Annotated in this window: 16 protein-coding genes, 2 tRNA genes and 1 pseudogene; 4 read left to right on the top strand and 15 right to left on the bottom strand. The window is 71.6% G+C overall.

What is annotated here, in order from left to right; genetic code table 11:
- Nucleotides 1-11: 11 nt before the first annotated feature.
- The gene (locus WDW90_RS09820) at nt 12-875 is read left to right on the top strand and encodes an outer membrane protein (RefSeq protein ID WP_336487251.1); all 864 of its coding nucleotides are present in this window, start codon (nt 12-14) and stop codon (nt 873-875) included.
- Nucleotides 876-1,035: 160 nt separating this feature from the next.
- On the opposite strand, the gene WDW90_RS09815 is transcribed toward WDW90_RS09820, so the two are convergent.
- From WDW90_RS09815 to WDW90_RS09755, 13 genes and pseudogenes are all read right to left on the bottom strand, one after another.
- Nucleotides 1,036-1,109 (bottom strand) — tRNA-Gly (locus WDW90_RS09815).
- 129 nt (nt 1,110-1,238) lie between these two features.
- Nucleotides 1,239-1,322, bottom strand: a tRNA-Tyr gene (locus WDW90_RS09810).
- A gap of 75 nt (nt 1,323-1,397) precedes the next feature.
- On the bottom strand, nt 1,398-3,212 hold the full coding sequence (recJ, locus tag WDW90_RS09805) for a single-stranded-DNA-specific exonuclease RecJ (RefSeq protein WP_336487202.1): 1,815 nt from the start codon (nt 3,210-3,212) through the stop codon (nt 1,398-1,400).
- 645 nt (nt 3,213-3,857) lie between these two features.
- Nucleotides 3,858-5,060: an SMP-30/gluconolactonase/LRE family protein gene (locus tag WDW90_RS09800; protein ID WP_336487201.1), complete on the bottom strand. Its 1,203-nt coding sequence runs from the start codon at nt 5,058-5,060 to the stop codon at nt 3,858-3,860.
- A gap of 43 nt (nt 5,061-5,103) precedes the next feature.
- Nucleotides 5,104-5,730, bottom strand: a complete 627-nt coding sequence (locus tag WDW90_RS09795) for an SMP-30/gluconolactonase/LRE family protein (RefSeq protein ID WP_336487200.1) — start codon at nt 5,728-5,730, stop codon at nt 5,104-5,106.
- Complete coding sequence (locus tag WDW90_RS09790) at nt 5,667-6,074, bottom strand: SMP-30/gluconolactonase/LRE family protein (protein ID WP_336487199.1); 408 nt, start codon at nt 6,072-6,074, stop codon at nt 5,667-5,669. Before WDW90_RS09790 ends, WDW90_RS09795 begins: the two co-directional genes overlap by 64 nt.
- A 163-nt stretch (nt 6,075-6,237) precedes the next feature.
- Nucleotides 6,238-7,635, bottom strand: a complete 1,398-nt coding sequence (locus WDW90_RS09785) for an NAD(P)(+) transhydrogenase (Re/Si-specific) subunit beta (RefSeq protein ID WP_336487198.1) — start codon at nt 7,633-7,635, stop codon at nt 6,238-6,240.
- Between the two features lie 4 nt (nt 7,636-7,639).
- Nucleotides 7,640-8,089: a proton-translocating transhydrogenase family protein gene (locus WDW90_RS09780; RefSeq protein ID WP_336487197.1), complete on the bottom strand. Its 450-nt coding sequence runs from the start codon at nt 8,087-8,089 to the stop codon at nt 7,640-7,642.
- A gap of 20 nt (nt 8,090-8,109) precedes the next feature.
- Nucleotides 8,110-9,252, bottom strand: a complete 1,143-nt coding sequence (locus WDW90_RS09775; RefSeq protein ID WP_336487196.1) for a Re/Si-specific NAD(P)(+) transhydrogenase subunit alpha — start codon at nt 9,250-9,252, stop codon at nt 8,110-8,112.
- Nucleotides 9,253-9,393: 141 nt separating this feature from the next.
- Entirely contained in the window at nt 9,394-9,687 is a 294-nt protein-coding gene (locus WDW90_RS09770) for an aa3-type cytochrome c oxidase subunit IV (protein ID WP_336487195.1), read from the bottom strand.
- 178 nt (nt 9,688-9,865) lie between these two features.
- A complete protein-coding gene (locus WDW90_RS09765) occupies nt 9,866-11,227 on the bottom strand; it encodes an ABC1 kinase family protein (protein WP_336487194.1) in 1,362 nt (453 codons plus the stop codon).
- Between the two features lie 112 nt (nt 11,228-11,339).
- Nucleotides 11,340-11,510, bottom strand: a pseudogene (locus tag WDW90_RS09760) (type II toxin-antitoxin system death-on-curing family toxin); the annotation flags it as partial.
- Between the two features lie 24 nt (nt 11,511-11,534).
- Nucleotides 11,535-13,427: a M3 family oligoendopeptidase gene (locus WDW90_RS09755; RefSeq protein ID WP_336487193.1), complete on the bottom strand. Its 1,893-nt coding sequence runs from the start codon at nt 13,425-13,427 to the stop codon at nt 11,535-11,537.
- A gap of 293 nt (nt 13,428-13,720) precedes the next feature.
- Between WDW90_RS09755 and WDW90_RS09750 the strand changes: the two genes are divergently transcribed.
- The 3 genes from WDW90_RS09750 (at nt 13,721) to WDW90_RS09740 (ending at nt 19,016) form a co-directional block, all read left to right on the top strand.
- Nucleotides 13,721-15,214 carry a sigma-54-dependent transcriptional regulator gene (locus WDW90_RS09750; RefSeq protein WP_336487192.1) on the top strand — a complete coding sequence of 498 codons (1,494 nt, stop codon included), beginning with the start codon at nt 13,721-13,723 and terminating at the stop codon, nt 15,212-15,214.
- 124 nt (nt 15,215-15,338) lie between these two features.
- Nucleotides 15,339-17,276, top strand: coding sequence for a L,D-transpeptidase family protein (locus WDW90_RS09745; protein WP_336487191.1), 1,938 nt, complete (start codon nt 15,339-15,341; stop codon nt 17,274-17,276).
- 228 nt (nt 17,277-17,504) lie between these two features.
- Nucleotides 17,505-19,016, top strand: a complete 1,512-nt coding sequence (locus WDW90_RS09740) for a peptidoglycan L,D-endopeptidase MepK (protein ID WP_431311009.1) — start codon at nt 17,505-17,507, stop codon at nt 19,014-19,016.
- An 8-nt stretch (nt 19,017-19,024) separates the two neighbouring features.
- Here the strand turns inward: WDW90_RS09740 and WDW90_RS09735 are convergent, their stop codons facing one another.
- Nucleotides 19,025-19,285 carry a hypothetical protein gene (locus tag WDW90_RS09735; RefSeq protein WP_336487190.1) on the bottom strand — a complete coding sequence of 87 codons (261 nt, stop codon included), beginning with the start codon at nt 19,283-19,285 and terminating at the stop codon, nt 19,025-19,027.
- Nucleotides 19,286-19,522: 237 nt separating this feature from the next.
- Nucleotides 19,523-22,216, bottom strand: a complete 2,694-nt coding sequence (gene ppdK, locus WDW90_RS09730; RefSeq protein WP_336487189.1) for a pyruvate, phosphate dikinase — start codon at nt 22,214-22,216, stop codon at nt 19,523-19,525.
- Nucleotides 22,217-22,381: the final 165 nt, after the last annotated feature.

The raw sequence follows: 22,381 nt of genomic DNA, 5'->3' as shown, positions 1-22,381 counted from the left end.
ACATCGGAACCATGATCAGGACCCTTCTTCTGGCGAGCGCCGCCTCCGCTCTCGTTGCCGGTGCGGTTCAGGCCGCCGACCTGCCACGCCGCGAAGCGCCTCCGCCAGTCTTCACGCCGATCCCGGTCTTCACGTGGACCGGCTTCTATGCGGGCGTCGAGACGGTCTACACCTTCACGGACCGCCAGCGCATCACGACGATCGGCAACGCTCCGGGCAACATCGCGAACGTGGCCGCCGGGCGCCGCCCCGCCGTGACGTTCACGGAGACTGACGGGATCGGCAAGCTCGGCGGCGGCTTCGGCTACAACTACCAGTTTACGCCGGGCTCCGGGTTCGTGGCGGGCGTCGGCGCGAATTTCGACTGGACGGACATCCACAAGAACCGCTTCGTGCTCGGCGCGCCCAATGCCGGCGGCGTGCTGCCCAACCCGAGCGCCTACTTCCAGAGCCTCGAATGGCTCGGCACGGTCACCGGCAAGGTCGGCTACGCCTTCGACCGGGTCCTCGTCTATGGGACCGGCGGCCTCGCCTTCGGCGACATCGAGTACCACGCGAACTTCTACACGCCGGGCCTCGCCCCGCAGTTCGCAGGCTATTCCAAGCGGTTCGAGACCGGCTTCGCCTATGGCGGCGGCATCGAATACGCGATCCCGCAGGACAGCTTCCTGAACTACTTCTCGCTCGGCCGCTACATCGGCCTGAAGTCGGAGGCCGTGACGCTCAAGGCCGAGTACCTGCACTACGATCTTGGCAGCCGCAACGTTCTCGTGAACTCGATCCCGGGCGTGGGCGCGGGATCCTACACCTCGCGCTTCCGCACCGAGGGCAGCCTCGTCCGCGCGGGCTTCAACTACAAGTTCAGCGCCTACTGAGAATCGCTCCCGGCTCGGCCGGGACGGGGCGGCTGCCTGAGAGGGCGGTCGCCCTTTTTGTTGGGTCGAGGGCGCAACCCTGGGCAGCAAAACGCCCGGCATCCCGCACGATCACGGGGGCCGCGAAGCGACGTCTCCGGTCAGACTATCGGAAGAGGATTGGAGCGGGTGAAGGGAATCGAACCCTCGTATTCAGCTTGGAAGGCTGCTGCTCTACCATTGAGCTACACCCGCGCGAGGGGCCCGATAGCACGGCCCCGCCGCCTTGAGAAGGCGTGAGGAGACCCTCCCGAACGACAAAAGGCGGCCCCGCGGCCGCCTCGTCATCGGAACAAACCATGTAAGACCGTCATGGCGAACGTTTGGTGGGGGAAGTAGGACTCGAACCTACGAAGCTTACGCAGCGGATTTACAGTCCGCCCCCTTTGCCGCTCGGGACATTCCCCCAAACTTCGGCCCGCCGGGCCGCGCGTCGTTCTTATGGTGAGGGGGGAGGCGGGTGTCAACCGGCTCGGCGCCGGATCAATCGCTGGGTGCGAGATCGCAGATTCGGACCTGCGCGCGCTCGGCTCCGCGCCAGCGGTCGCAGGACAGGGTCCCGGCCACGTGGAACTCGCGGCCGACGCCGTTGAGGACCGCCTGGCCGAGCGGGCCGTGGGCCGCGCGGAAGGTGATGGCGCCGATCGCCTGCCCGTCGCGGCTACGCAGCCGCGCCCGGACATGGCCGTGGCCGACGATGCCGGCATCGACGATGCGGTGGCGCGGCAGGGCGAAGACGGGCTCGGGCGCGCCCTGGCCGAAGGGCCCTGCCCGCTGGATCAGCCGCACCGTCTCGGCAGTGGCGCCGCCCGCGCTCACGGTGCCGTCGAGGAGGAGCGCCTCGACGGCGCGCGCCGCCTGCACGGCGGAGCCCAGCGCCTCGGCGAGATGGGCCTGGAAGCGGGCGAGGTCGCCGCTCGCCAGCGTCGCGCCCGCCGCCATGGCGTGGCCGCCCCCTTTGAGCGCGAGGCCGGCCTCGACGCCCGCCCGCACCGCGAGGCCGAGATCGGCGCCGAGGATCGAGCGGCCCGAGCCCACCGCCGTGCCGTCCGGCCGGAGCGCGAAGGCAAAGGCCGGGCGGCCGAAGCGCTCCTTGAGACGGGCCGCGATCAGCCCGACGATGCCGGGATGCCAGTCGGCCGAGCCCGCCACCAGCACGGGCCGGTCCGGGTCGAGGCCGAGCGCCCGGTCCATCTCGGCCTCGGCCGCCTGCACCGCCTCCGCCTCGATCGCCTGCCGCTCCCGGTTGAGCCGGTCGAGCTCGGCGGCGATGCGGGCGGCCTCGGCCGGATCGTCCGTGGTGAGGAGCCGCGCCCCGAGCGAGGCGTCGCCGATGCGCCCGCCCGCGTTGATGCGGGGCCCGACGAGGTAGCCGAGGTGCCAGGCCTCCGGCGGCCCGTCGAGGGAGGCGGCGTCGAAGAGGGCCGCGAGTCCCCGGCGGCCGCGCCCGCGCATCACGGTGAGCCCCTGCGCCACGAAGGCCCGGTTGAGGCCGGTCAGCGGCACCACGTCCGCGACGGTCGCGAGCGCCACGAGGTCGAGGGCGTCGGTCAGGGCCGGCTCGGGGGATCGAGGTCCGAACAGGCCGTCGCGCCGCAAGCGGCGGTTGAGCGCGACCAGTGTGAGGAAGACCACCCCCGCCGCGCAGAGATGGCCGAGGCCCGAGAGGTCGTCGAGCCGGTTCGGGTTCACGATCGCCCGGGCCGGCGGCAGAATCTCCTGCGCCCCGTGATGGTCGAGCACGATCACGTCGAGGCCGATCTCGCGCGCGACCTCGAGCGGCCCGTGGCCGGCCGTGCCGCAATCGACCGTGACGAGGAGGCTCGCCCCCTCCCCCGCCAGCGCCCGCACGGCGGCCTCGTTCGGGCCGTACCCTTCCGTGATCCGGTCGGGGATGTGGATGCGGGTCGGGACGCCGAGCGCCCGCAGGTAGCCGGCGACGAGCGCCGCGCTCGCGGCGCCGTCCACGTCGTAATCGCCGAACACCGCGACCGTCTCGGCCCCGTGCACCGCCCGCGCGAGCCGGTCGGCCGCCGCCTCCATGTCGAGGAGGCAGGCGGGATCGGGCAGGAGGTCGCGCAGGCGCGGGCTGAGATAGGCCTCGGCCTGCGCCGGCAGCACGCCGCGCCCGGCGAGGACCCGGGCCAGCAGGTCCGGCAGCCCGTAGGCCTGCACCATATGCGCCGCGCTGGCCTGGAGCGCGGCCTCGCCGCAGCGGTCGCGCCAAGGCCGCCCCAGGATCGAGGCGGTGACGTCGAGGAAGGCGCGCGGTTCGGCGAGGGCGGAGGCGGCTGACACGGGGCGGATGATAGCGCGCCCGCGCCGCCCGCGCTGCCGCCCGGATGTGACAGGGGGCGGATCGCGTCTCGCCCGCCCCTCGTGCGGCCGAGCCCGGGATCGATGTCTCCGCGTCGCGGGGGTGCCGGAGCAGTCCCGGCGCCCGATCCTGCGCCGCCCCTGTCCAGCTCCGGTAGGGAGGGGGAAGGTGCCGCTCTATGCTGGCCACGGCTCGCCATGATTCCCGCGATCGGGACCCGCGATGCCTACGATCGAGCGCGGGTCCCCTCTCCCGTGCGGGAGAGGGTTAGGGTGAGGGGCGCGACCTTTCCGGAGACGGCGAACCCCTCACCCGGTCCGCGTTCCGCGGACTCGACCTCTCCCGAACGGGAGAGGTGAGGCGGCGCGCGCTGACTCCGCCGGTATACACGAAGGCGTCGGTTCAGGGCTCGATGGTTCCCAAGGCCGGGCGCGGGTCCCCTCTCCCGTGCGGGAGAGGGACAGGGTGAGGGGTAGGACCTCTCCGGACAGGGCGAACCCCTCACCCGGTCCGCTTTCGCGGACTCGACCTCTCCCGCACGGGAGAGGTGATCCGCGGCCGATTCCGTTGCGCGAATCCGGAAGCCTGACGGGCGACCCGGCGCGGCGGGGGCCGGGACGGCGGCGTCACGGGACGGGGTCGGCGTCGATGCGGATGCGCAGGATCGCGTAGGGCGGCTGCTGCAGGTCCTCGCCGCGGTTGTATTCGGGCCGGCGGTTGACCTGCGCGGCCGAGACGTAGAGCCAGCGGTCCGGCGTGATCCAGAAGGTGTCGGCCCAGATCAGGCGCTCGTCCGAGGCGATCACGGTGATGGTGCCGTCCGGGTCGCGGCGGCCGACCGCGTTCTGTTCCTGCAGCGACAGGTAGATCCGGTCCTGCGCGTCCGCGATCAGGCCACCCGTCATGCCCTTCTCGCCGAGATCCTCGACGCTCGCCGCCACCTCCGCGTCGGAGGCGTCCGGGTCGAGGAGCGCGGCTGCGTCGACGCTGTAGAGGTGCCGCCCGATCAGCGGCGCGTAGTAGAGGCGCCGGCCGTCCGGGCTGAGCGCGATGCCGTTGGCGCCGCCCTTGACGGGCTTCGGCGGGCCGCTGCCCTCCCGCCGCATCACCGGGCGGTGCTCGACGAACTTGACGAGGTCCTTCTGCGACTTGGTGCTGGCATGACCCTCAAGGCGGCGCACCACGCGTCCGCTCGTCAGGTCGACGGCGAGGATCGCCCCCTCCTCGCCCTGGCCTTGGTCGGTGATGTAGGCGCGCGCCCTCCCCTCCCGGATGTCGACCCGCAGATCGTTGAGCGAGGAGACCGGGGTGATGCCGGATTCGAGCGGGACCACCCGGCGGATGCGGTTCCCGGCAAGGTCCACCTGCACGAGCTTGGCGCCGCCCGGCACCGGCGGCCCCTTGCCCTCGGGCAGCCCGGCATCGAGCAGCCAGAGGGTGTCGTCGCGGTCGATCACGCCGTTCGGGACGTGGAACAGGCTGGCCTGCGGCGTCTTCGGGTCGGGGCGGTTGGCCTCCTCGCTCGGATAGGGCCGGACCGCGCCGTCCGTAATCACCTCGCCGACCGTGATCGGCACCCGGGCGTCGAAGCGGGGCATCATGACGAAGACGCGGCCGCCGCGGGAGATCGTCAGGCCGGTCGGGGTCGAGGGAGCGTCGGCGGCGAGCGCCAGCTCCATCGCGCCCGCCGGCCGGCTCGTGGCCACGCGCCCGTCGCCGGGTCCGGAGCGCGAGGCGGATGAGGCGGGTTGCGCGGCGGCCCGGCCGAGGCCGAGCGCGGCCCCGGCCGTGAAAATGCGGGTGAGCAGGCTGCGTCTGGCGATCGGCATGAGACTCCTCGAAGGGCCTGGCGGGGTATCGCGGTGGCTCGTGTCAGCCGGCCGAGGCGGCACCCCGTACCTTGATGTCGATCGCGTGGATCGCCCCGCCCGCCGCGACGAAGAGGCGGCGCCCGGCCGTGCCGCCGAAGGCGAGGTTCGTGGCGGCCCTCGGGGTGGCGATGCGCCCGAGCCAGGTCCCGTCGGGATCGTAGACGCGCACGCCGTCCTGGCAGGCGGCCCAGAGGCGTCCCGCGGCATCGACCGCGAGCCCGTCCGGGGCCCCGGCCTCGAGCTCCGCGAAGGGCCGCGCGGGCCCGAGGCGCCGGTCAGGGCCGACGGCGAAGACCAGGATGACACGTGCGCCCTCCGGATTCAGCGCGGCGCCCGCGTCGCTGATGTAGAGCGTGCGGCCGTCGGGCGCGAAGGCGAGCCCGTTCGGCTGCCCCACCGCGTCCGTCATCGCCTCGACCTCGCCCGAGGCCGCGATCCGGTAGACGCGCCGCGCGCTCTGGGCAGGCTCGGCCATCACTCCCTCGTCCGGCAGCCGGATGCCGAAGACGGGGTCGGTGAACCAGATCAGGCCGTCGGGTCCGAGCCGGGCGTCGTTCGGGGAATTCAGCGGTTTGCCCGAGAAGTCGTCGGCGAGGACCGTGATCGCCCCGTCGCGCTCCCGGCGCACGACGCGGCGGCCGCGGTGCTCGCAGGTGACGAGCCGGCCTCCGCATCGAGGGTGTTGCCGTTGGCATTGCCGGACGGGTCGCACAGCGTACGAACCCGGCCGTCGGCGCCGAGCACGGAGATCCGGTTCGCCTTGACGTCGCTGAAGACGAGGCCGCCGAGATCGGGCGCGTGGCAGAGCCCCTCGCACCAGCGCCCGCCCGCGTAGACGGTCTCGAGCCGGGCGGCTTGGTCGATGACGGCGGCGAAGCGCGGATCGAGGCTCCGCACCACGGGCGCGGCCCGCGCCGGTCCCGCCGCGAGAGCGGCCGCGGCGAGCCCGGCGAGCATGTCCCGTCGTCTCAAGGCTGGCATCGGGCTCCTGCGGCCGGGCGGCGAACGCCGCGATCTCCGCGGGGCAACGCCGGCGGCCCCGCGATGATCCGCAAGGCGCCCCGAAACGCGAACGGGGCGGGCGCTCGCCGCGCCCGCCCCGCTCTCCTGCCGTCCGGTCAGGTGCCCGGCGCCGTCAGAGGTTCTTGAGGATCGAGTCCACGACCTTCTTGGCGTCGCCGAACAGCATCATGGTGTTGTCGCGGAAGAAGACCTCGTTCTCGACGCCGGCGTAGCCCGAGCCCATGCCGCGCTTGATGAACAGCACCGTCTTGGCCTTCTCGACGTCCAGGATCGGCATGCCGTAGATCGGCGAGGCCTTGTCGGTCTTGGCGGCCGGGTTGGTGACGTCGTTGGCGCCGATGACGAAGGCGACGTCGGCCTGCGGGAACTCGCCGTTGATGTCCTCGAGCTCGAACACCTCGTCGTAGGGCACGTTGGCCTCGGCGAGCAGCACGTTCATGTGGCCGGGCATGCGGCCCGCGACCGGGTGGATGGCGTACTTGACGTCGACGCCCTCCTTCTTGAGCAGGTCCGCCATCTCGCGCAAGGAGTGCTGGGCCTGCGCCACCGCCATGCCGTAGCCGGGGACGATGATCACCTTCTCGGCGTTCTTCATGATGTAGGCCGCGTCGTCGGCCGAGCCCTGCTTGACCGGGCGCGTCTCGACCTGGCCGCCTCCGGCCGCCACGGTCTCGCCGCCGAAGCCGCCGAGGATGACCGAGATGAACGAGCGGTTCATCGCGTGGCACATGATGTAGGACAGGATCGCGCCCGAGGAGCCCACGAGCGAGCCCGTGATGATGAGCGCCAGGTTGCCCAGCGTGAAGCCGATGCCGGCCGCCGCCCAGCCCGAGTAGGAGTTCAGCATCGAGACGACGACGGGCATGTCGGCGCCGCCGATCGGGATGATGATCAGGCCGCCGAGCACCAGCGAGGCGATCACGATCAGCCAGAACACCACCTTGCTCTCGGTGCCGATGAAGATGGCGAGCAGCGCAACGAGCGCGATGGCGAGTGCGATGTTGATGGCGTGGCGCTGGGGCAGGATGATCGGCTTGCCGGACATGCGGCCGTCGAGCTTGGCGAAGGCGATGACCGAGCCCGTGAAGGTGATGGCGCCGATGGCGACGCCGAGCCCCATCTCGAAGAGCGACTGCCCGTGGATGTGGCCCCCCTCGACGATGCCGAAGGCCTGCGGCGCGTAGAGGGCGCCGGCCGCCACCGCGACGGCCGCGAGGCCGACGAGCGAGTGGAAGGCGGCCACGAGCTGCGGCATCGCCGTCATCGGCACGCGCTTGGCGATGACCGCGCCGGCGCCGCCGCCGATGGCGAGGCCGAGGATCACGAGGGCCCAGGCGCCCGCGCCCGCCGGCGGATGGCCGACCAGCGTCGTCAGGATGGCCAGCCCCATGCCGACCATGCCGTAGAGGTTGCCCTGGCGCGAGGTGGTGGGGTGCGAGAGCCCCCGCAGCGCCATGATGAACAGGACGCCGGAGACGATGTAGAGGAGGGACGAGACGTTCTCGGACATCGCCTCAACCCTTCTTCTTGTACATGCCCAGCATGCGCTGGGTGACCAGGAACCCGCCGAAGATGTTCACGCTGGCGAGGATGATGGCAATGAAGCCGAAGAACCGGGCGAAGCCCGTGCCGTGCTCGACGAGCGGCACGCCGGCGGCCAGGATCGCGCCCACGATGATCACGGACGAGATCGCGTTGGTGACCGACATCAGCGGCGTGTGCAGCGCCGGGGTGACCGACCAGACCACGTAGTAGCCGACGAAGATCGCCAGCACGAAGATGGCGAGGCGGAAGACGGTGGGGTCGACCGCGCCATGCGTCATGGCGGCGGCGCCGTGGCCGAGGCCGTCGGCGATGGAGGCCGCCTGGTCGGCGGCGCGGCGGGCGGCCTCGGCGGCGGCGCGGGCGGTGTCGGCGAGCACGCGGGTCTGATCGACCGCCTGGTCGGGGGGAAGGTTGGCCATCGGGAGTCTCTCCGGCGGGATCAGGCTGCGTTGGGCTGGAAGGAGGCGTGGACCACCTCGCCGTCGCGCGTGAGGTTGGTGGCCTTCACGAGCTCGTCGTCCCACTTGATCGCGAGCGCCTTGGCGTCCTTGTCGATCAGGGTCTCCAGAAAGGCGTAGAGGTTGCGCGCGTAGAGGCTCGAGGCCGTGGCGGCGAGGCGCCCCGGCACGTTGAGGTGGCCGACGATCTTCACGCCCTTGTCGGTGGTGACGATCTCGCCGGCCTTCGCGCCGGCGACGTTGCCGCCGCGCTCGACCGCGAGGTCGACGAGGACCGAGCCCGGCTTCATCGAGGCGACCATCTCGTCGGAGACGAGCTTCGGGGCTGGCCGGCCCGGGATCAGGGCCGTCGTGATGACGATGTCCTGCTTGGCGATGTGGCCCTTGACCAGCTCCGCCTGCTTCGCCTGGTAGGCCGCCGACATCTCCTTGGCGTAGCCGCCCGCGGTCTCGGCCTGCTTGAACTCGTCGTCCTCCACCGCCACGAACTTGGCGCCGAGCGACTCCACCTGCTCCTTGGTGGCGGGCCGCACGTCGGTCGCCGTCACCACGGCGCCGAGGCGGCGGGCGGTGGCGATGGCCTGGAGGCCCGCGACGCCGACCCCCATCACGAAGACACGCGCGGCCGGGACGGTGCCGGCGGCCGTCATCATCATGGGCATCGAGCGGCCGTACTCGGAGGCGCCGTCGACCACCGCGCGGTAGCCCGCGAGGTTCGCCTGGGAGGAGAGCACGTCCATCACCTGGGCGCGGGTGATGCGGGGCATCAGCTCCATCGCGAAGGTGGAGAGGCCGGCCTCCGCCATGCCCTTCAGCTCGGACTCGTTGCCGTAGGGGTCCATGATGGCGACGACGACCGTGCCGCGCTTGAACAGCCCGAGCTCCTCGGGCTTCGGACGGCGCACCTTGAGGACGAGGTCGGCCCCGCCGGCGGCGGCCTCGGCGCTCGGCGCGATCTCGGCGCCGGCCGCCTCGTACTCGCCGTCGGGCACGCCCGCCCTGAGGCCGGCGCCGGCCTGCACGACCATGTCGGCGCCGAGAGCCTTGAACTTCTTGACCGTCTCCGGCACCGCCGCGACCCGCGGCTCCGCGGAATCCGCCTCCGACAGCACAGCGATGCGCATTCAGGAATTCCCCTTCGATTGACCGCCTCGGACTGCGCGATTCCTCGCGACTTTTCGAGGTGGGTGACCCGGTTGATCTGATGGAAACGCGCCGTTTGTAACGAAGGACCGCCCGTCACCTCGATGAGGGCAGCCGGTTCATCAGGCAAACGCCAGATAAAGAGCAAGGAGCACGCCGATGACGGCGGGCGCCTTCCAGCCGATGGCGGGAGCGAAGGCGCCGACCGCGCCGGCCACACCCGACAATACGACTCCGAGAATCGCCGTCAGCCAGGCCTCGCGGATGCCGCCGACCGCGAGCGCCAGGACCCAGCAGATCACCACGCCGGTCGCGATCTCGACGAAGCGAACGAAGCCGCGGTAGGTCTGCTCGTGAGTTTCTCCGTCCATTGCCGGGCTGTATGCCACCCCGGATACGGTCTTCGTATCGGCCATTGCGCGCTCGTTCCCTTGACGTCGTCTTGCTTGGTCCCGAGCGGATTTAGCGCAAGCCTCGACGGCTCGCAATCAGCAGTCTCAGTGCCGATTTCGTATGGCCCAGTTTCTGGTATACCAGACGCGTTGTCCAGGGGGTGGGCGGATTTTTTGAGCGTCCGGATCCGCCTTTCTCGCCCTAGCTCGGCCGCGGGAGGCCGGCGTCGGCGAGTGCCTCCGCCTGGCGGTCGGCGAGCGCGTCGAGGGAGAAGTGCTCGATCTCCGCCTCGAACAGGCGATGATAGTTCAGCTCCGAGCGCAGGTGGAGGAAGACGGCGCCGAGCCCGACCGCGGCGCGGTCCATGAAGACGAATTCCTGCGGCACGGTCACGGGGCCGCGCTCCTTGAGGGCCTGATGCACCGCAAAGGCCTGGCGGCGCCCGTACTCGCCGGGCTTCACTCCGTCCGCCACCGTACGGGTGCGGTCCTCGAGCAGCGGCCCGTAGATGAAGCGAGCCCAGATGTTGAGGATGTCGATCAATTCGCGGTTGAGATTCTTGAACCCCCAGACCTCGTAGGCGTGGACGATTCGAGGCTCGTCGCCGGTGAGGAGCCCGCGATAGAGGTCGACCACGCCGCCGACGAATCGGGGATGGAAGATGCGCACGCAGCCGTAATCGAGCAGGTTGATGCCCTGCGGCTCGCCGCCTTCAGAGAACACCGTGTAATTGCCGAGATGCGGGTCGCCGTGGATGACGGCGGCGCGGCTGAACGGGTGCCACCACGCCTTGAACATCGACTGGGCGATGCGGTTGCGGATCTCGACCGGCGCCTGCGCGAAGGTGAGGATGCGCTCGCCGTCGAGCCAGCCGAGCGTCAGGAGCCGGCGCGTCGAGAGGTCGGGATGCACGTCCGGCACCCGCACGGCGCCGATATCCCGCAGCACGCCGCCGTAGAGCGCGGCGTGCTTGGCCTCGCGGGCATAGTCGAGCTCCTCGCGCACGCGCGCGCCGATCTCCTTGGCGATCTCGCGGGTGTCGAGCCAGGAATTCATGCGCCGGTGCAGCGCGAAGGCGACTTCGAGCTGCTTCAGGTCCGCCTCGACGGCCGATTGCATGTCCGGATACTGGAGCTTGCAGGCGAGCGGCGTGCCGTCGCGCGCCGTCGCCCGGTGAACCTGGCCGAGGGAGGCCGCCGCCGCGGGCTTCAGGTCGAAGCGGCCGAAGCGGGACTGCCAATCGGCCCCGAGCTCGGCCATCATCCGGCGCTTGACGAAGGCCGCGCCCATGGGCGGCGCGTCGGCCTGGAGCTTCTGCAACTCGGCCGCGTATTCGGGCGGCAGCAGGTCCGGCACGGTGGCCAGGAGCTGCGCCACCTTCATGATCGGCCCCTTCAGGCCGCCGAGCGCCTGCGCCAGGGCGGCGGCGTTCGTCGTCCCCTCCCGGCCGAACAGGCGCGCGCCCGCCATCCGGGCGGCGACGCCGCCGACATTGGCGCCGACGCGGGCATAGCGGCTCGCGCGGGCGGTGAAGCGGTTGGCTTCCGGGTCGGTCTCGGCCATGGGCGGTCGGGGTGTTCTCGGGGCATCGGGACTGGGGTGCTGGTCCCGAGATAAGCCGCCGTCGCCCCGGCGCCAGGGCGCTGGGGCGCCGCGCCGCGGGGCGGCCCGCGCCTCAGCCGGCCGGCCAGTTGTCGCGGATCCAGCGGGTGAGGCCGGATTCATCGACGTCACCCGCGGCGAGGCCGAGGATCGTCACGACGGCTTCCGCTCCGTCGACCACGAAATCGATATCGTTAAGCCCGAGGAACATCACGAGCGCGAGCAGGGCCGCGCGCTTGCGGCCTCATGCTCCGGTCACGGCGTCCCCTCAGCCCTGCCCCTCCATCGCCTCCAGCTCCGCGATCATGCCCTCGATCATGCCGAGGCCGATCTGCCAGAAGGACGGGTCGCTCGCGTCGAGCCCGAAGGGCTTCAGAAGCTCGCCGTAGGGCTTCGAGCCGCCGGCCGAGAGCAGCGCGAAGTAGCGCTCGACGAAGCCCTCCTCGGCCTCGGCGTAGACGCCGTAGAGCGAGTTCACGAGGCAATCGCCGAAGGCGTAGGCGTAGACGTAGAAGGGCGAGTGGATGAAGTGCGGGATGTAGGCCCAGAACGGCTCGTAGCCCCCGTCCAGCGCGATGGCGGGCCCAAGCGATTCGGCCTGAACCGAGATCCAGAGCGCGTTGATCTGCTCGGCGGTCAGCTCGCCCTGCTGGCGGGCGAGATGGACCTTCCGCTCGAAGGCGTAGAAGGCGATCTGGCGCACCACCGTGTTGATCATGTCCTCGACCTTGGCGGCGAGCATGGCGCGCCGCTGGGTGGCGTCGCGCGTCGCCGAAAGCAGCCGCCGGAAGGTCAGCATCTCGCCGAACACGCTCGCGGTCTCGGCGAGCGTCAGGGGCGTCGGCGCCATCAAGGCGCCGTTCGGGCCGGCGAGCACCTGATGCACCCCGTGGCCGAGCTCGTGCGCGAGCGTCATCACGTCCCGCGGCTTGCCCTGGTAGTTGACGAGCACGTAGGGGTGCACCGAGGGCACGGTCGGGTGCGCGAAGGCGCCCGGCGCCTTGCCGGGCCGGGTCGGCGCGTCGATCCAGCGGCGCTCGAAGAAGTCCCGGGCGATGCCCGCCATCCGCGGCGAGAAGGCGTGGTAGGCGTCGAGCACGGTGTCGCGCGCCTCCGCCCAGGGAATGGTGCGCTGCTCGACCCGCGGCAGCGGCGCGTTGCGGTCCCAGTAGGGAAGCGACTCGACGCCGAACCACTTGGCCTTCAGCCGGTAGTAGCGGTGCGACAGGCGCGGATAGGCGGCCTGCACCGCCTCGACGAGGGCCGCCACCACCTCGGGCTCGACGCGGTTGGCGAGGTGGCGGGCATCGGCCACGTCCTTGAAGCCGCGCCAGCGGTCCGAGATCTCCTTGTCCTTGGCGAGCGTGTTGGTGATCAGCGTGAAGACGCGCAGGTTCGCCCGGAGCACCTCGCTGAGCGCTCCCGCCGCGTCCTTGCGCACCGCGCCGTCCGGGTCCTGCAGCTTGTTGAGGGTCGGCTCCAGCGTCAGCTGCTCGCCCTGGACGGGGAAGCGGAGCGCCGCGATCGTCTCGTTGAACAGGCGGTCCCAGGCGGCGTTCGCCGTGACGGACTTCTCCAGGAACAGCTTCTCGATGCGGTCCTCGAGCTGGAACGGCTTCTCCCGGCGCAAATCCTCGATCCAGGGGGCGTAGTGCGCGAGCGGACCCTCCGCCATGGCGGCGTCCATCACGGCGTCGTCCACGCGGTTGAGCTCGAGGGCGAAGAACAGGAGGTCGCCCGAGGCGTTGGTCAGGCGCTCGCGGGTGTCGCCGTAGAACTTGGCGCGGCGCTCGTCCGTGGTGTCGCCCGAATAGACGAGGCCCGCGTAGGACATCAGCTTGCCGAGAAGCTCCTCGATCGCCTCGTAGGACCGCACAACCTCCGCGAGTCGGGCCGATGCGCCGGACCCGGCCGCGATCTCCGCGACCTTTCCGGCGTAGCGCTGCGCGAAGCTCCGGCAATCCGCCTCGGCCCGGGCGAGATCGTCCCGGAAATCGGGGGCGTCGATGCCGGAATAGAGGTCGCTCAGGTCCCATTCGGGCAGCGTCCCGAGATCGGCCGCGAGCTCCGCCGCGCGCGCGGCCGCCCTCGCCGCATGGGTCCCGTCCGGGTGCCGCAACGGTTCCGGCAGCAGGTCAGGCGCGACGGATCGGCTCGGCATTGTATCTCGGTTCCTTCACGCGCGGCGCGACGGCGCCCCGCCCGGGGAGAGATATCGAGCGCAATCGTCGCGCGATCAACCGATGCGGCGTTCGGCCCTCCGCCGCTCGGCGGGCTCGCGGAGCGTGCGTTCGCTGACCCACGGCGGAAACTGCGATCGTCGTTAAGCGGGGCTTTACGCTCTTCGGCGACCCTGCGGCTCGAAACGAAACAACCGCGGGCTCGCCCCGGCACCGGAGCCCGGCGCTCCGGGCACCGGCCCGGCCTCGCGGCAAAGCCTCAGGGGATGCCCGCATGTCGACAACGGTCCTCATCGTCGACGACGATCCCGTGCAGCGCCGCCTGACCGAGGCCGCGGTGCGCCGGTTCGGCTTCGAGGCGCGGACCGCCGAGAACGGTGCCGAGGGCCTCGCCGCCTTGCGGGCCGGGGAGCCCGTCGACGTGGTGCTGCTCGACCTCGTCATGCCGGGCGGCCTCGACGGGCTCGGCGTGCTGGCGGAGATGCGCAAGGGCGGCCTCGACACCCCCGTCATCGTGCAGACCTCGAACGGCTCGATCGACACGGTCGTCAACGCCATGCGGGCCGGCGCAGTCGATTTCGTGGTGAAGCCCGCGGGCGCCGAGCGCCTGCAGGTCTCGATCAAGAACGCCCTCAAGGTCGATCAGCTCGAGGAGGAGGTCCGGCGCATGCGCCGCCGCGCCTCCGGCTCGCTGAGCTTCAAGGACCTCGCCTCGCGCAGCCCCGACATGGACCGGGTCATCCGCCTCGCCGAGCGGAGCGCGAAATCGAACATCCCGGTGCTGATCGAGGGCGAATCGGGCGTCGGCAAGGAGGTGCTGGCCCGCGCCATCCAGGGCTCGGGGGAGCGCCGCGGCAAGCCCTTCGTCACCGTCAATTGCGGGGCGATCCCCGACAACCTCGTCGAATCGACCCTGTTCGGGCACGAGAAGGGGGCGTTCACAGGCGCCACCGAGCGGCATGTCGGCAAGTTCGTCGAGGCGTCCGGCGGCACGCTCTTCCTCGACGAGATCGGCGAGTTGCCCCTCGACGCGCAGGTGAAGCTCCTGCGCGCCCTGCAGGAGGGCGAGGTCGACCCGGTTGGGGCCAAGCGCAGCGTGCGCGTCGACATCCGCCTCGTCTCGGCGACGAACCGCTCGCTCCTCGACCTGGTGAAGCAGGGCCGCTTCCGCGAGGACCTCTATTACCGCCTCAACGTCTTCCCGATGACGCTGCCGCCCCTGCGCGCGCGCCGCGAGGACATCCCGGATCTCGTGCGCTCCTTCTGCGCGCGGTTCGCGGCCGAGGAAGGCAAGCGCGTCCGCTCGGTGACGCCGGAGGCGATGGCGCTTCTCACCCGCTACGGCTGGCCCGGCAACGTGCGCCAGCTCGAGAACGCCCTGTTCCGCGCCGTGGTGCTGGCGGATGGCGACGAGCTGACGGTGGCGGAATTCCCCCAGATCGCCGCGCAGGTCGAGGGCTTCGACGTGCGCATCCCGCCGGCCCCGAGCCAGCCGATCCTGCCGGCCGGCGCGCCCGAGCCCGTGCGCGAGATCGTGCGCGTCGAGGTGCGCGATCCCCACGCCATGTCGCTCGTGGTCGAGGATACGGGCGAGATGAAGCCGATGGACGCCCTCGAGGCCGAGATCATCCGCTTCGCGCTGCAATTCTACCGCGGCCGGATGTCCGAAGTCTCGCGCCGCCTCGGAATCGGCCGATCCACCCTCTATCGCAAGCTCAAGGACCTCGGCCTCGACGGGGACGACAAGTCCGAGAACGCGGCGGCCTGAGCCGTCTGCGTCGCCGATTCGCGCCGCCTCGCGGCTGCTGTGCGATTGCGCACGGCTGCGCTTGAGACGATAATCATACGAACGGGTTGGCCCCGATCGGGCCTTTCCCGGGAGAGACAGACATATGGGCGTCTCGCGCTCCGCCACCGTCGCCCTGGCCGCTCTGCTGGCCGGATCCGTCGCCCATGCGACGCTCGTGCACGCGCAGGCCGGGCCGACCGATCTGCCGGTCACCGAGGCGGGGGCCGGCGGGACGCGGGTGCCCGACGAACCCGCCCCGCACGCGGCGGGGATCGGACAGGACGCGCCGCGGGCGGCCGGAGCTGAGGATAACGCGACGGCGGCCGCCGATCCCGAGACGGTCGGCGCCACCGATCCCGCTGGGCCGGCGGCCGGGCTGCCGGCGGACGCGGCGCCGGCGGACGAGGCGTCGAAGCCTGCCGCCGAGCCCGCGAGGTCCGGAGCCGTCGAAGCCGATCCGGCAAAGCCCGACGCCGACGGGTCGGAGCCCGCGACGGCCGAATTGCCGGCACCCGACGCGCCGACCGCGCAGGCACCCACCGTGCAGGCGCCCGCCTCCGAGGCCGCGCCCGTGGCGGAGGCGCCCGCCCCGGTCCCGGCCGATCCGCTGGCGGCGGCCGTGGCGGCGCGGCTCTCGGCCGCGATCCCGCTCCTCCCCCGCCTGACCACGCGGGAGCGCGAGGCGATCCAGGCCTTCTACGCGCTCGGCGCGTTCCGGCCCGTCTGGATCGTCGACGGCCGCTTCACGCCCGCCGCGCGGGCGGTCGCCGCCCGCCTCGGCAGGGCCGGCGAGGACGGGCTCGATCCCGCCGCCTACCCGGTCCCGGTCCTCGGCGTGCTGAGCCGGCCCGACAGCGAGGCCGAGATCGCCGAGGCCGACGTCAAGCTCTCGGCGGCGGCGGCGCTCTACGCACGCGACGCCCGCGGCGGGCGCATCAACCTCGCGGGCCTGTCCAGGCTGATCACGCCGGCCCTCGACCTGCCGCCCCCCGAGACCGTGCTCGGCCCGCTCGCCGCGGCCGGGGCGGAGGCCGGCGACCTGCTGCAGCGCTACAACCCGCAGGAAGGGGGCTACCAGGCCCTGAAGGCGCGCCTCGCAGCCCTCCGCGAGCGGCGGCCCGCGTCGGCACCGGCCGCGGTCGGCGGCGACGAGGCGCTCCTCCTCGTCAACATGGAGCGCTGGCGCTGGCTGCCGCGGGAGCTCGGGCGCGACTACGTGATGGTCAACATCCCGGAATTCCGCCTGCGCGTCCTGCGCGGGGGGAGCGTGCGCGACGAGACCCGGGTGATCGTCGGCAAGCCCGAATCGCCGACGCCGCTCTTCTCGGGCCTGATGGAATACGCGGTGGTGAACCCGTCCTGGAACGTGCCGCCCTCGATCCTCAAGAACGAGTTCCTCCCCGGGCTGGCGCGCGACCCGAACTACGCGGCGCGGCGCGGCTACCAGGTGGTCCGCCACGGCAACACCATCTCGGTGCGCCAGCCGCCGGGGGAGCGCAACGCGCTCGGCTTCATCAAGTTCATGTTCCCGAACAACCACGCGGTCTACCTGCACGACACGCCGAACCGCACCCTGTTCGCCTCCGCGCGCCGGGCGCTGAGCCACGGCTGCGTGCGCGTCGACGACCCGTTCCGCTTCGCCGATTCGGTGCTGCCCGATGCGTGGTCGAGCGAGCGGCTGAAGGGGCTGATCGGCAAGGGCGAGCGCACCATCCGGCTCACCGAGAAGCTGCCGGTGCATCTGGCCTACTTCACGGCCTATATCGACGATCACGGCGCCTACCGCACCCTGCCGGACCTCTACGGCTACGACGCGCGCATGCGCGCGGCGCTCGGGCTTCCGGGCGGCGCGCCGGCGGTGGCGCACGCGCCGAGCGAGCCGAAGCGCAAGGTCGCCGAGATGCCGCGGGCCCAGAAGCCCGTCGCGGTCCACCGCCAGGCCCGCCGCACCGTGCGGGCAGCCGGCGTCGGGCCGGCCGAGTTCGGAGAGCCCGGCCTCTGGACGCCGCGCCCGCCCTCGGCCTCCCGCGGCTGGTGGTAGGCAAGGCCGCGCCCGTACGCTTCCTGGCGAAACCGTGGCCGCGCCCGTGCGGCGGCGTGCGTCTGCGCTCTTGCGGGCCATTTTTCGCCACGGTTGCGCCTTAGCCGTTCTCGCGCGGCGGTGTTCAGCCTGAGGACCCGATAACCCGGCTTTTACGGTTTTCGGCAACCTTGCGTTCACCATGACGCCCGCGTCGCGCGCGGGTTGTGGCAGAGGGTGAGGACCATCGTGCGTAGGCTGCTGCGAGACGGGCCGGGACCGGCCCACCCCTATCTCCGCGCCGTCCGCGACCGCCTCCGACCGCTCACCGCCCGCCGCCTCGGCCTCGCCCTGCCGGCCGTCGCCCTGGCGCTGATGGCAGGCACCACGGGCACGCAGGACGCGGTCGCCAACGGCGACACCCGCTCGCTGACGATCTTCCACACCCACACCAAGGAAAGCGCCACGGTCACCTTCCGGCGCGACGGGCGCTACGACCGCTCCGCCCTGGAGCAGCTGAACCGGCTCCTGCGCGACTGGCGCACCGACGAGCCGACCAAGATGGATCCCCGCCTGTTCGACACGGTTTGGGAGGCCTACAGGCAGCTCGGCTCCTCCGAGGCGATCCACATCGTCTCCGCCTATCGCAGCCCCGGCACCAACGCGATGCTGCGCCGCCGCTCCCGGGCGGTCGCCGAGTTCAGCCAGCACATGCTCGGCAAGGCGATGGACTTCTACCTGCCCGACGTCTCGATCGACCAGATCCGGGCGGTCGGCATGCGGCTGCAGCGGGGCGGCGTCGGCTGGTACCCGCATTCGGGCTCGCCCTTCGTGCATCTCGACGTCGGCTCGGTCCGCTCCTGGCCGCGCATGACCCACGACCAGCTCGCGCGTCTCTTCCCCGACGGCAAGACCGTGCACCTGCCCTCCGACAACCGGCCGCTCGCCCGCTACGAGGAGGCGCGCGCCGAGGTGCTCGCCCGCGGCGGCACGGTGCAGGGCTACACGGCGGTGGCGCAGGCCGACGAGGATGACGGCCCGAGCCTCAAGAACTTCTTCGCGGGCCTGTTCGGCGGCGGCGCGCGCGAGGTCCCGGCCGCCGCTCCGGCGCCCGCCAGGGCCAAGCCCGTCGTCGCGGTGGCCAGCGCCGATCCCGAGGACACGATCGGCACGCAGCGGGCGCTCGCCTACGCCGCGCCGGCCGCCGACCAGGCCCTGCGCGGCTCGCTCCTGCGCCAGAACGGGCGCGACGCCCAGAGCCTCCTCACCGCCGAGGCGCCCGCCAAGGCGGAGGCGAAGCCCGACGCCGCCGCTCCGCTGCCGCCGCGCCGTCCGGCCGAGTTCGCCGCGGTCGCGGCCGCCCTCGCCATGCCGCTGCCGCCGCCGCGCCCGGTTCAGCTCGCCGGTCTCGGCGGGGTCGGCATGGCGAACGCCGCTTTGTCCGAGCCCGGGCGCGCGCCGGCGCCGGGGAATGCCCCGCCGAGGACGGCCGCCCTCATCCCGGCCGATGCCGATTCCAAGGCGCAGCTGCGCGCCCTGTTCGATGCGGTCTCGGACAATCCCGGCGCGGCGCCGGCGAGCCGCGCGGCTCCGGTCCGCGTCTCGCTCGCCCGGCCCCAGCCGGACGCGGCGCCGGACGCGCTCGTCGCGCAGCCGGCCGGCACGGTCGCGACGCGCTTCACCCGCCACAGCCCCGGCGACGAGCTCGGCGCCTCGCGCTTCTCCGGCTCGGCAACGCGGCCGGTCCCCGGGCTGCGCTGAGATCGGGGCTAGTAGGCCTTGCGGCCGTGCTGGGCGGCGAAGGCCGAGACCAGCGTGCCGATGTAGGAGCTTCCGCTCGACCGCGCGCCCGCGATCCGCTCAGCCTCGGAGCTGCTCTGGGTCGCCACCGCGAAGACCAGGAGAGCGGCCGTCGCGGCGCCGCCGAATCCGGCAAGCACCCAGAGATAGGCCTTCACGAAGGCCCGCGGGATCGGGACGGCGACGGGGCTTTCACCGATGTAGAGGGGGGTCGGGCTCGGGTCGTTCATGGCCGGCGTTCCCGCGAGTGACAGACGCCCGGACGGACCGGGCCGCGCGCCTCGCGCATTGGTCCGCCACTAGCACCTAACGTGCCGCCGTGACACTGGTTCGACGTTCCGCGGGAATTTTCCGAACGGTCTTTTTCACTCTGGTTCACGGAGTGTTGACGGCGGTCCGGGCGGGTGCCGGGACGGGCGCGACGGGCTCTCCCGTGCGGGCGAGCTGAAGCGCCCGTTGAGGCCCCCTCAGCCCTCGCCGGCCGCCTTCGCGCCGAGGGCCGCCTGGGCGGCGGCGAGGCGGGCGATCGGCACGCGGTAGGGCGAGCAGGAGACGTAATCGAGCCCGACCTCCTGGCAGAAGCCGATCGAGGCCGGGTCGCCGCCGTGCTCGCCGCAGATGCCGAGCTTGAGGTCCGAGCGCACGCTGCGCCCGCGCTCGGCGCCGATGCGCACGAGCTCGCCCACGCCCTCCTGATCGATGGTGACGAAGGGGTCGGCCGCCAGGATGCCCTTCTGGGTGTAGGCGCCGAGGAACGTGCCGGCATCGTCGCGGGAGATGCCGAGCGCGGTCTGCGTGAGGTCGTTGGTGCCGAAGGAGAAGAACTCCGCGGTCTCGGCGATCTCGTTGGCGCGGAGCGCCGCGCGCGGCAGCTCGATCATCGTGCCCACCTGATAGGCAACGGTGGCGCCGGTCTCATCGGAGACCGCCTTCGCCATGGCATCGATGCGCGCCTTGACGATGTCGAACTCGGCCTTCGTGAAGACGAGCGGCACCATCACCTCGGGGGTCACGGGCTCGCCCGTGTCCTTGGCGGCCTGCACGGCGGCCTCGAAGATCGCGCGGGCCTGCATCTCGGCGATCTCCGGGAAGGCGATGGCGAGGCGGCAGCCGCGGAAGCCCAGCATCGGGTTGAACTCGCTGAGCTCCCGCATGCGGTGGCGCAGCTTGTCCTCGCTCACGCCCGTGCCGGCCGCCACCTCCGCCACCTCCGCGTCGGTGTGGGGCAGGAATTCGTGCAGCGGCGGGTCGAGCAGGCGGATCGTGACCGGCAGGCCCGACATGATCGTGAACAGCTCCAGGAAGTCCTGGCGCTGGTAGGGCAGGATCTTGGCGAGCGCGTGCCGGCGGCCCTCCGCGTCGTCCGAGAGGATCATCTCCCGCACCGCCACGATGCGGTCGCCCTCGAAGAACATGTGCTCGGTGCGGCAGAGCCCGATCCCCTCGGCGCCGAAGTTGCGGGCGGTGCGCGCGTCGGTCGGGGTGTCGGCGTTGGTGCGCACCTTCATGGTGCGGACCGTGTCGGCCCATTCCATCAGCGTCGCGAAGTCGCCCGACAGCTCCGGCTCCAGCATCTTCACCTCGCCCTGGAGCACCTGCCCCGTCGAGCCGTCGACGGTGATGCGGTCGCCGGCCTTGAGCGTGACGCCGCCGACCGAGAGGGTCCTGGCCTTGTAGTCGATGCGGATCGAGCCGACGCCGGACACGCAGGGCTTTCCCATGCCGCGGGCCACCACGGCCGCGTGGCTCGTCATCCCGCCGCGCGTGGTGAGGATGCCCTCGGCGGCGTGCATGCCGTGGATGTCCTCAGGCGACGTCTCGATGCGCACGAGGATGCACCGGCGCTCGGCCTTCTTGCAGGCTTCGGCATCCTCGGAGTTGAATACGATCTCGCCGGTGGCGGCGCCGGGCGAGGCGGGCAGGCCCGAGGCGATCACCTTGCGGTCGGCCTTGGGGTCGATGGTCGGGTGCAGCAGCTGGTCGAGGGCCGCGGGCTCGACGCGCCCCACCGCCTCCTCGTGGGTGATGAGACCCTCGCTCGCGAGGTCGACCGCGATCTTCAGCGCGGCCTTGGCGGTGCGCTTGCCGTTGCGGGTCTGGAGCATCCAGAGCTTCCCGCTCTCGATGGTGAACTCCATGTCCTGCATGTCGCGGTAATGGTTCTCGAGGATCCCGTAGATCCGCGTCAGCTCGGCGAAGCTCTCGGGCATCGCCCGCTCCATCGAGGGCTTCTCGCTCTTGGCCTCGAGCCGGGCCTTCTCGGTGATGTCCTGCGGCGTGCGGATGCCCGCCACGACGTCCTCGCCCTGGGCGTTGATCAGGAACTCGCCGTAGAGGGCCTTCTCGCCGGTGGACGGGTTGCGGGTGAAGGCGACGCCGGTGGCCGACGTGTCGCCCATATTGCCGAACACCATCGCCTGCACGTTGACGGCGGTGCCCCAGCTTTCCGGAATACTGTTCAATTCGCGGTACTTTTTGGCGCGCGGGATCATCCACGAGTTGAATACGGCGCCGATCGCGCCCCAGAGCTGGTCCTCGGGCTTCTGCGGGAAGTCCGAGCCGTGCTCGGCGCGCACGATCTCCTTGTAGGTCGCGACGAGCTGCTTCCAGTCGCCGGCCCCGAGATCGGTGTCGAGGGTGAGGCCCTTCTGCTCCTTGTAGTGCTCCAGCGCCTCCTCGAAGGCATGGTGCTCCACGCCCAGCACCACGTTCGAGTACATGGTGATGAAGCGGCGATAGGAATCGTAGGCGAAGCGCGGGTCGCCGGCGCCGCGGGCGAGCGCCTCGACGGTCTCGTCGTTGAGGCCGAGGTTGAGCACCGTGTCCATCATGCCGGGCATCGAGGCGCGGGCGCCCGAGCGCACCGAGACGAGGAGCGGGCTCTCGGCGTCGCCGAAGGTCTTGCCCGTCAGCCTACCGACCTGGGCAAGCGCCGCCTGGACCTGATCCTTCAACTCAGGCGGGTATTGCTTGCCGTGGTCGTAATAATAGGTGCAGACTTCGGTGGTGATGGTGAAGCCGGGCGGCACGGGGAGCCCGAGGTTGGACATCTCGGCGAGGTTCGCGCCCTTGCCACCGAGCAAGTTGCGCATCTGGGACTTGCCCTCGGCCTTGCCGTCGCCGAAGGAGTAGACCCACTTCGTCGTGCCGTCGGTCGCCATATCGATTCCGTCCACTTCGCAGGTTTGTGACAGCCCCGAGTTCGTGGCGGCGGGGTGGACCATCTCTTGCCGCAACGCAAGATGAACGGCACCGCTGCGCGCTGCGCGGAAAGTGACGCTCCCCGCATCCTGTCACCGCCGGGCCGGCGGCGTCCGGCCGCGAGG

This window comes from Methylobacterium nigriterrae, from assembly GCF_037106235.1.
Taxonomy (GTDB): domain Bacteria; phylum Pseudomonadota; class Alphaproteobacteria; order Rhizobiales; family Beijerinckiaceae; genus Methylobacterium; species Methylobacterium nigriterrae.
Note: the sequence above shows the minus strand (reverse complement) of the source record. Positions and strands in the feature narration are given on the sequence as shown.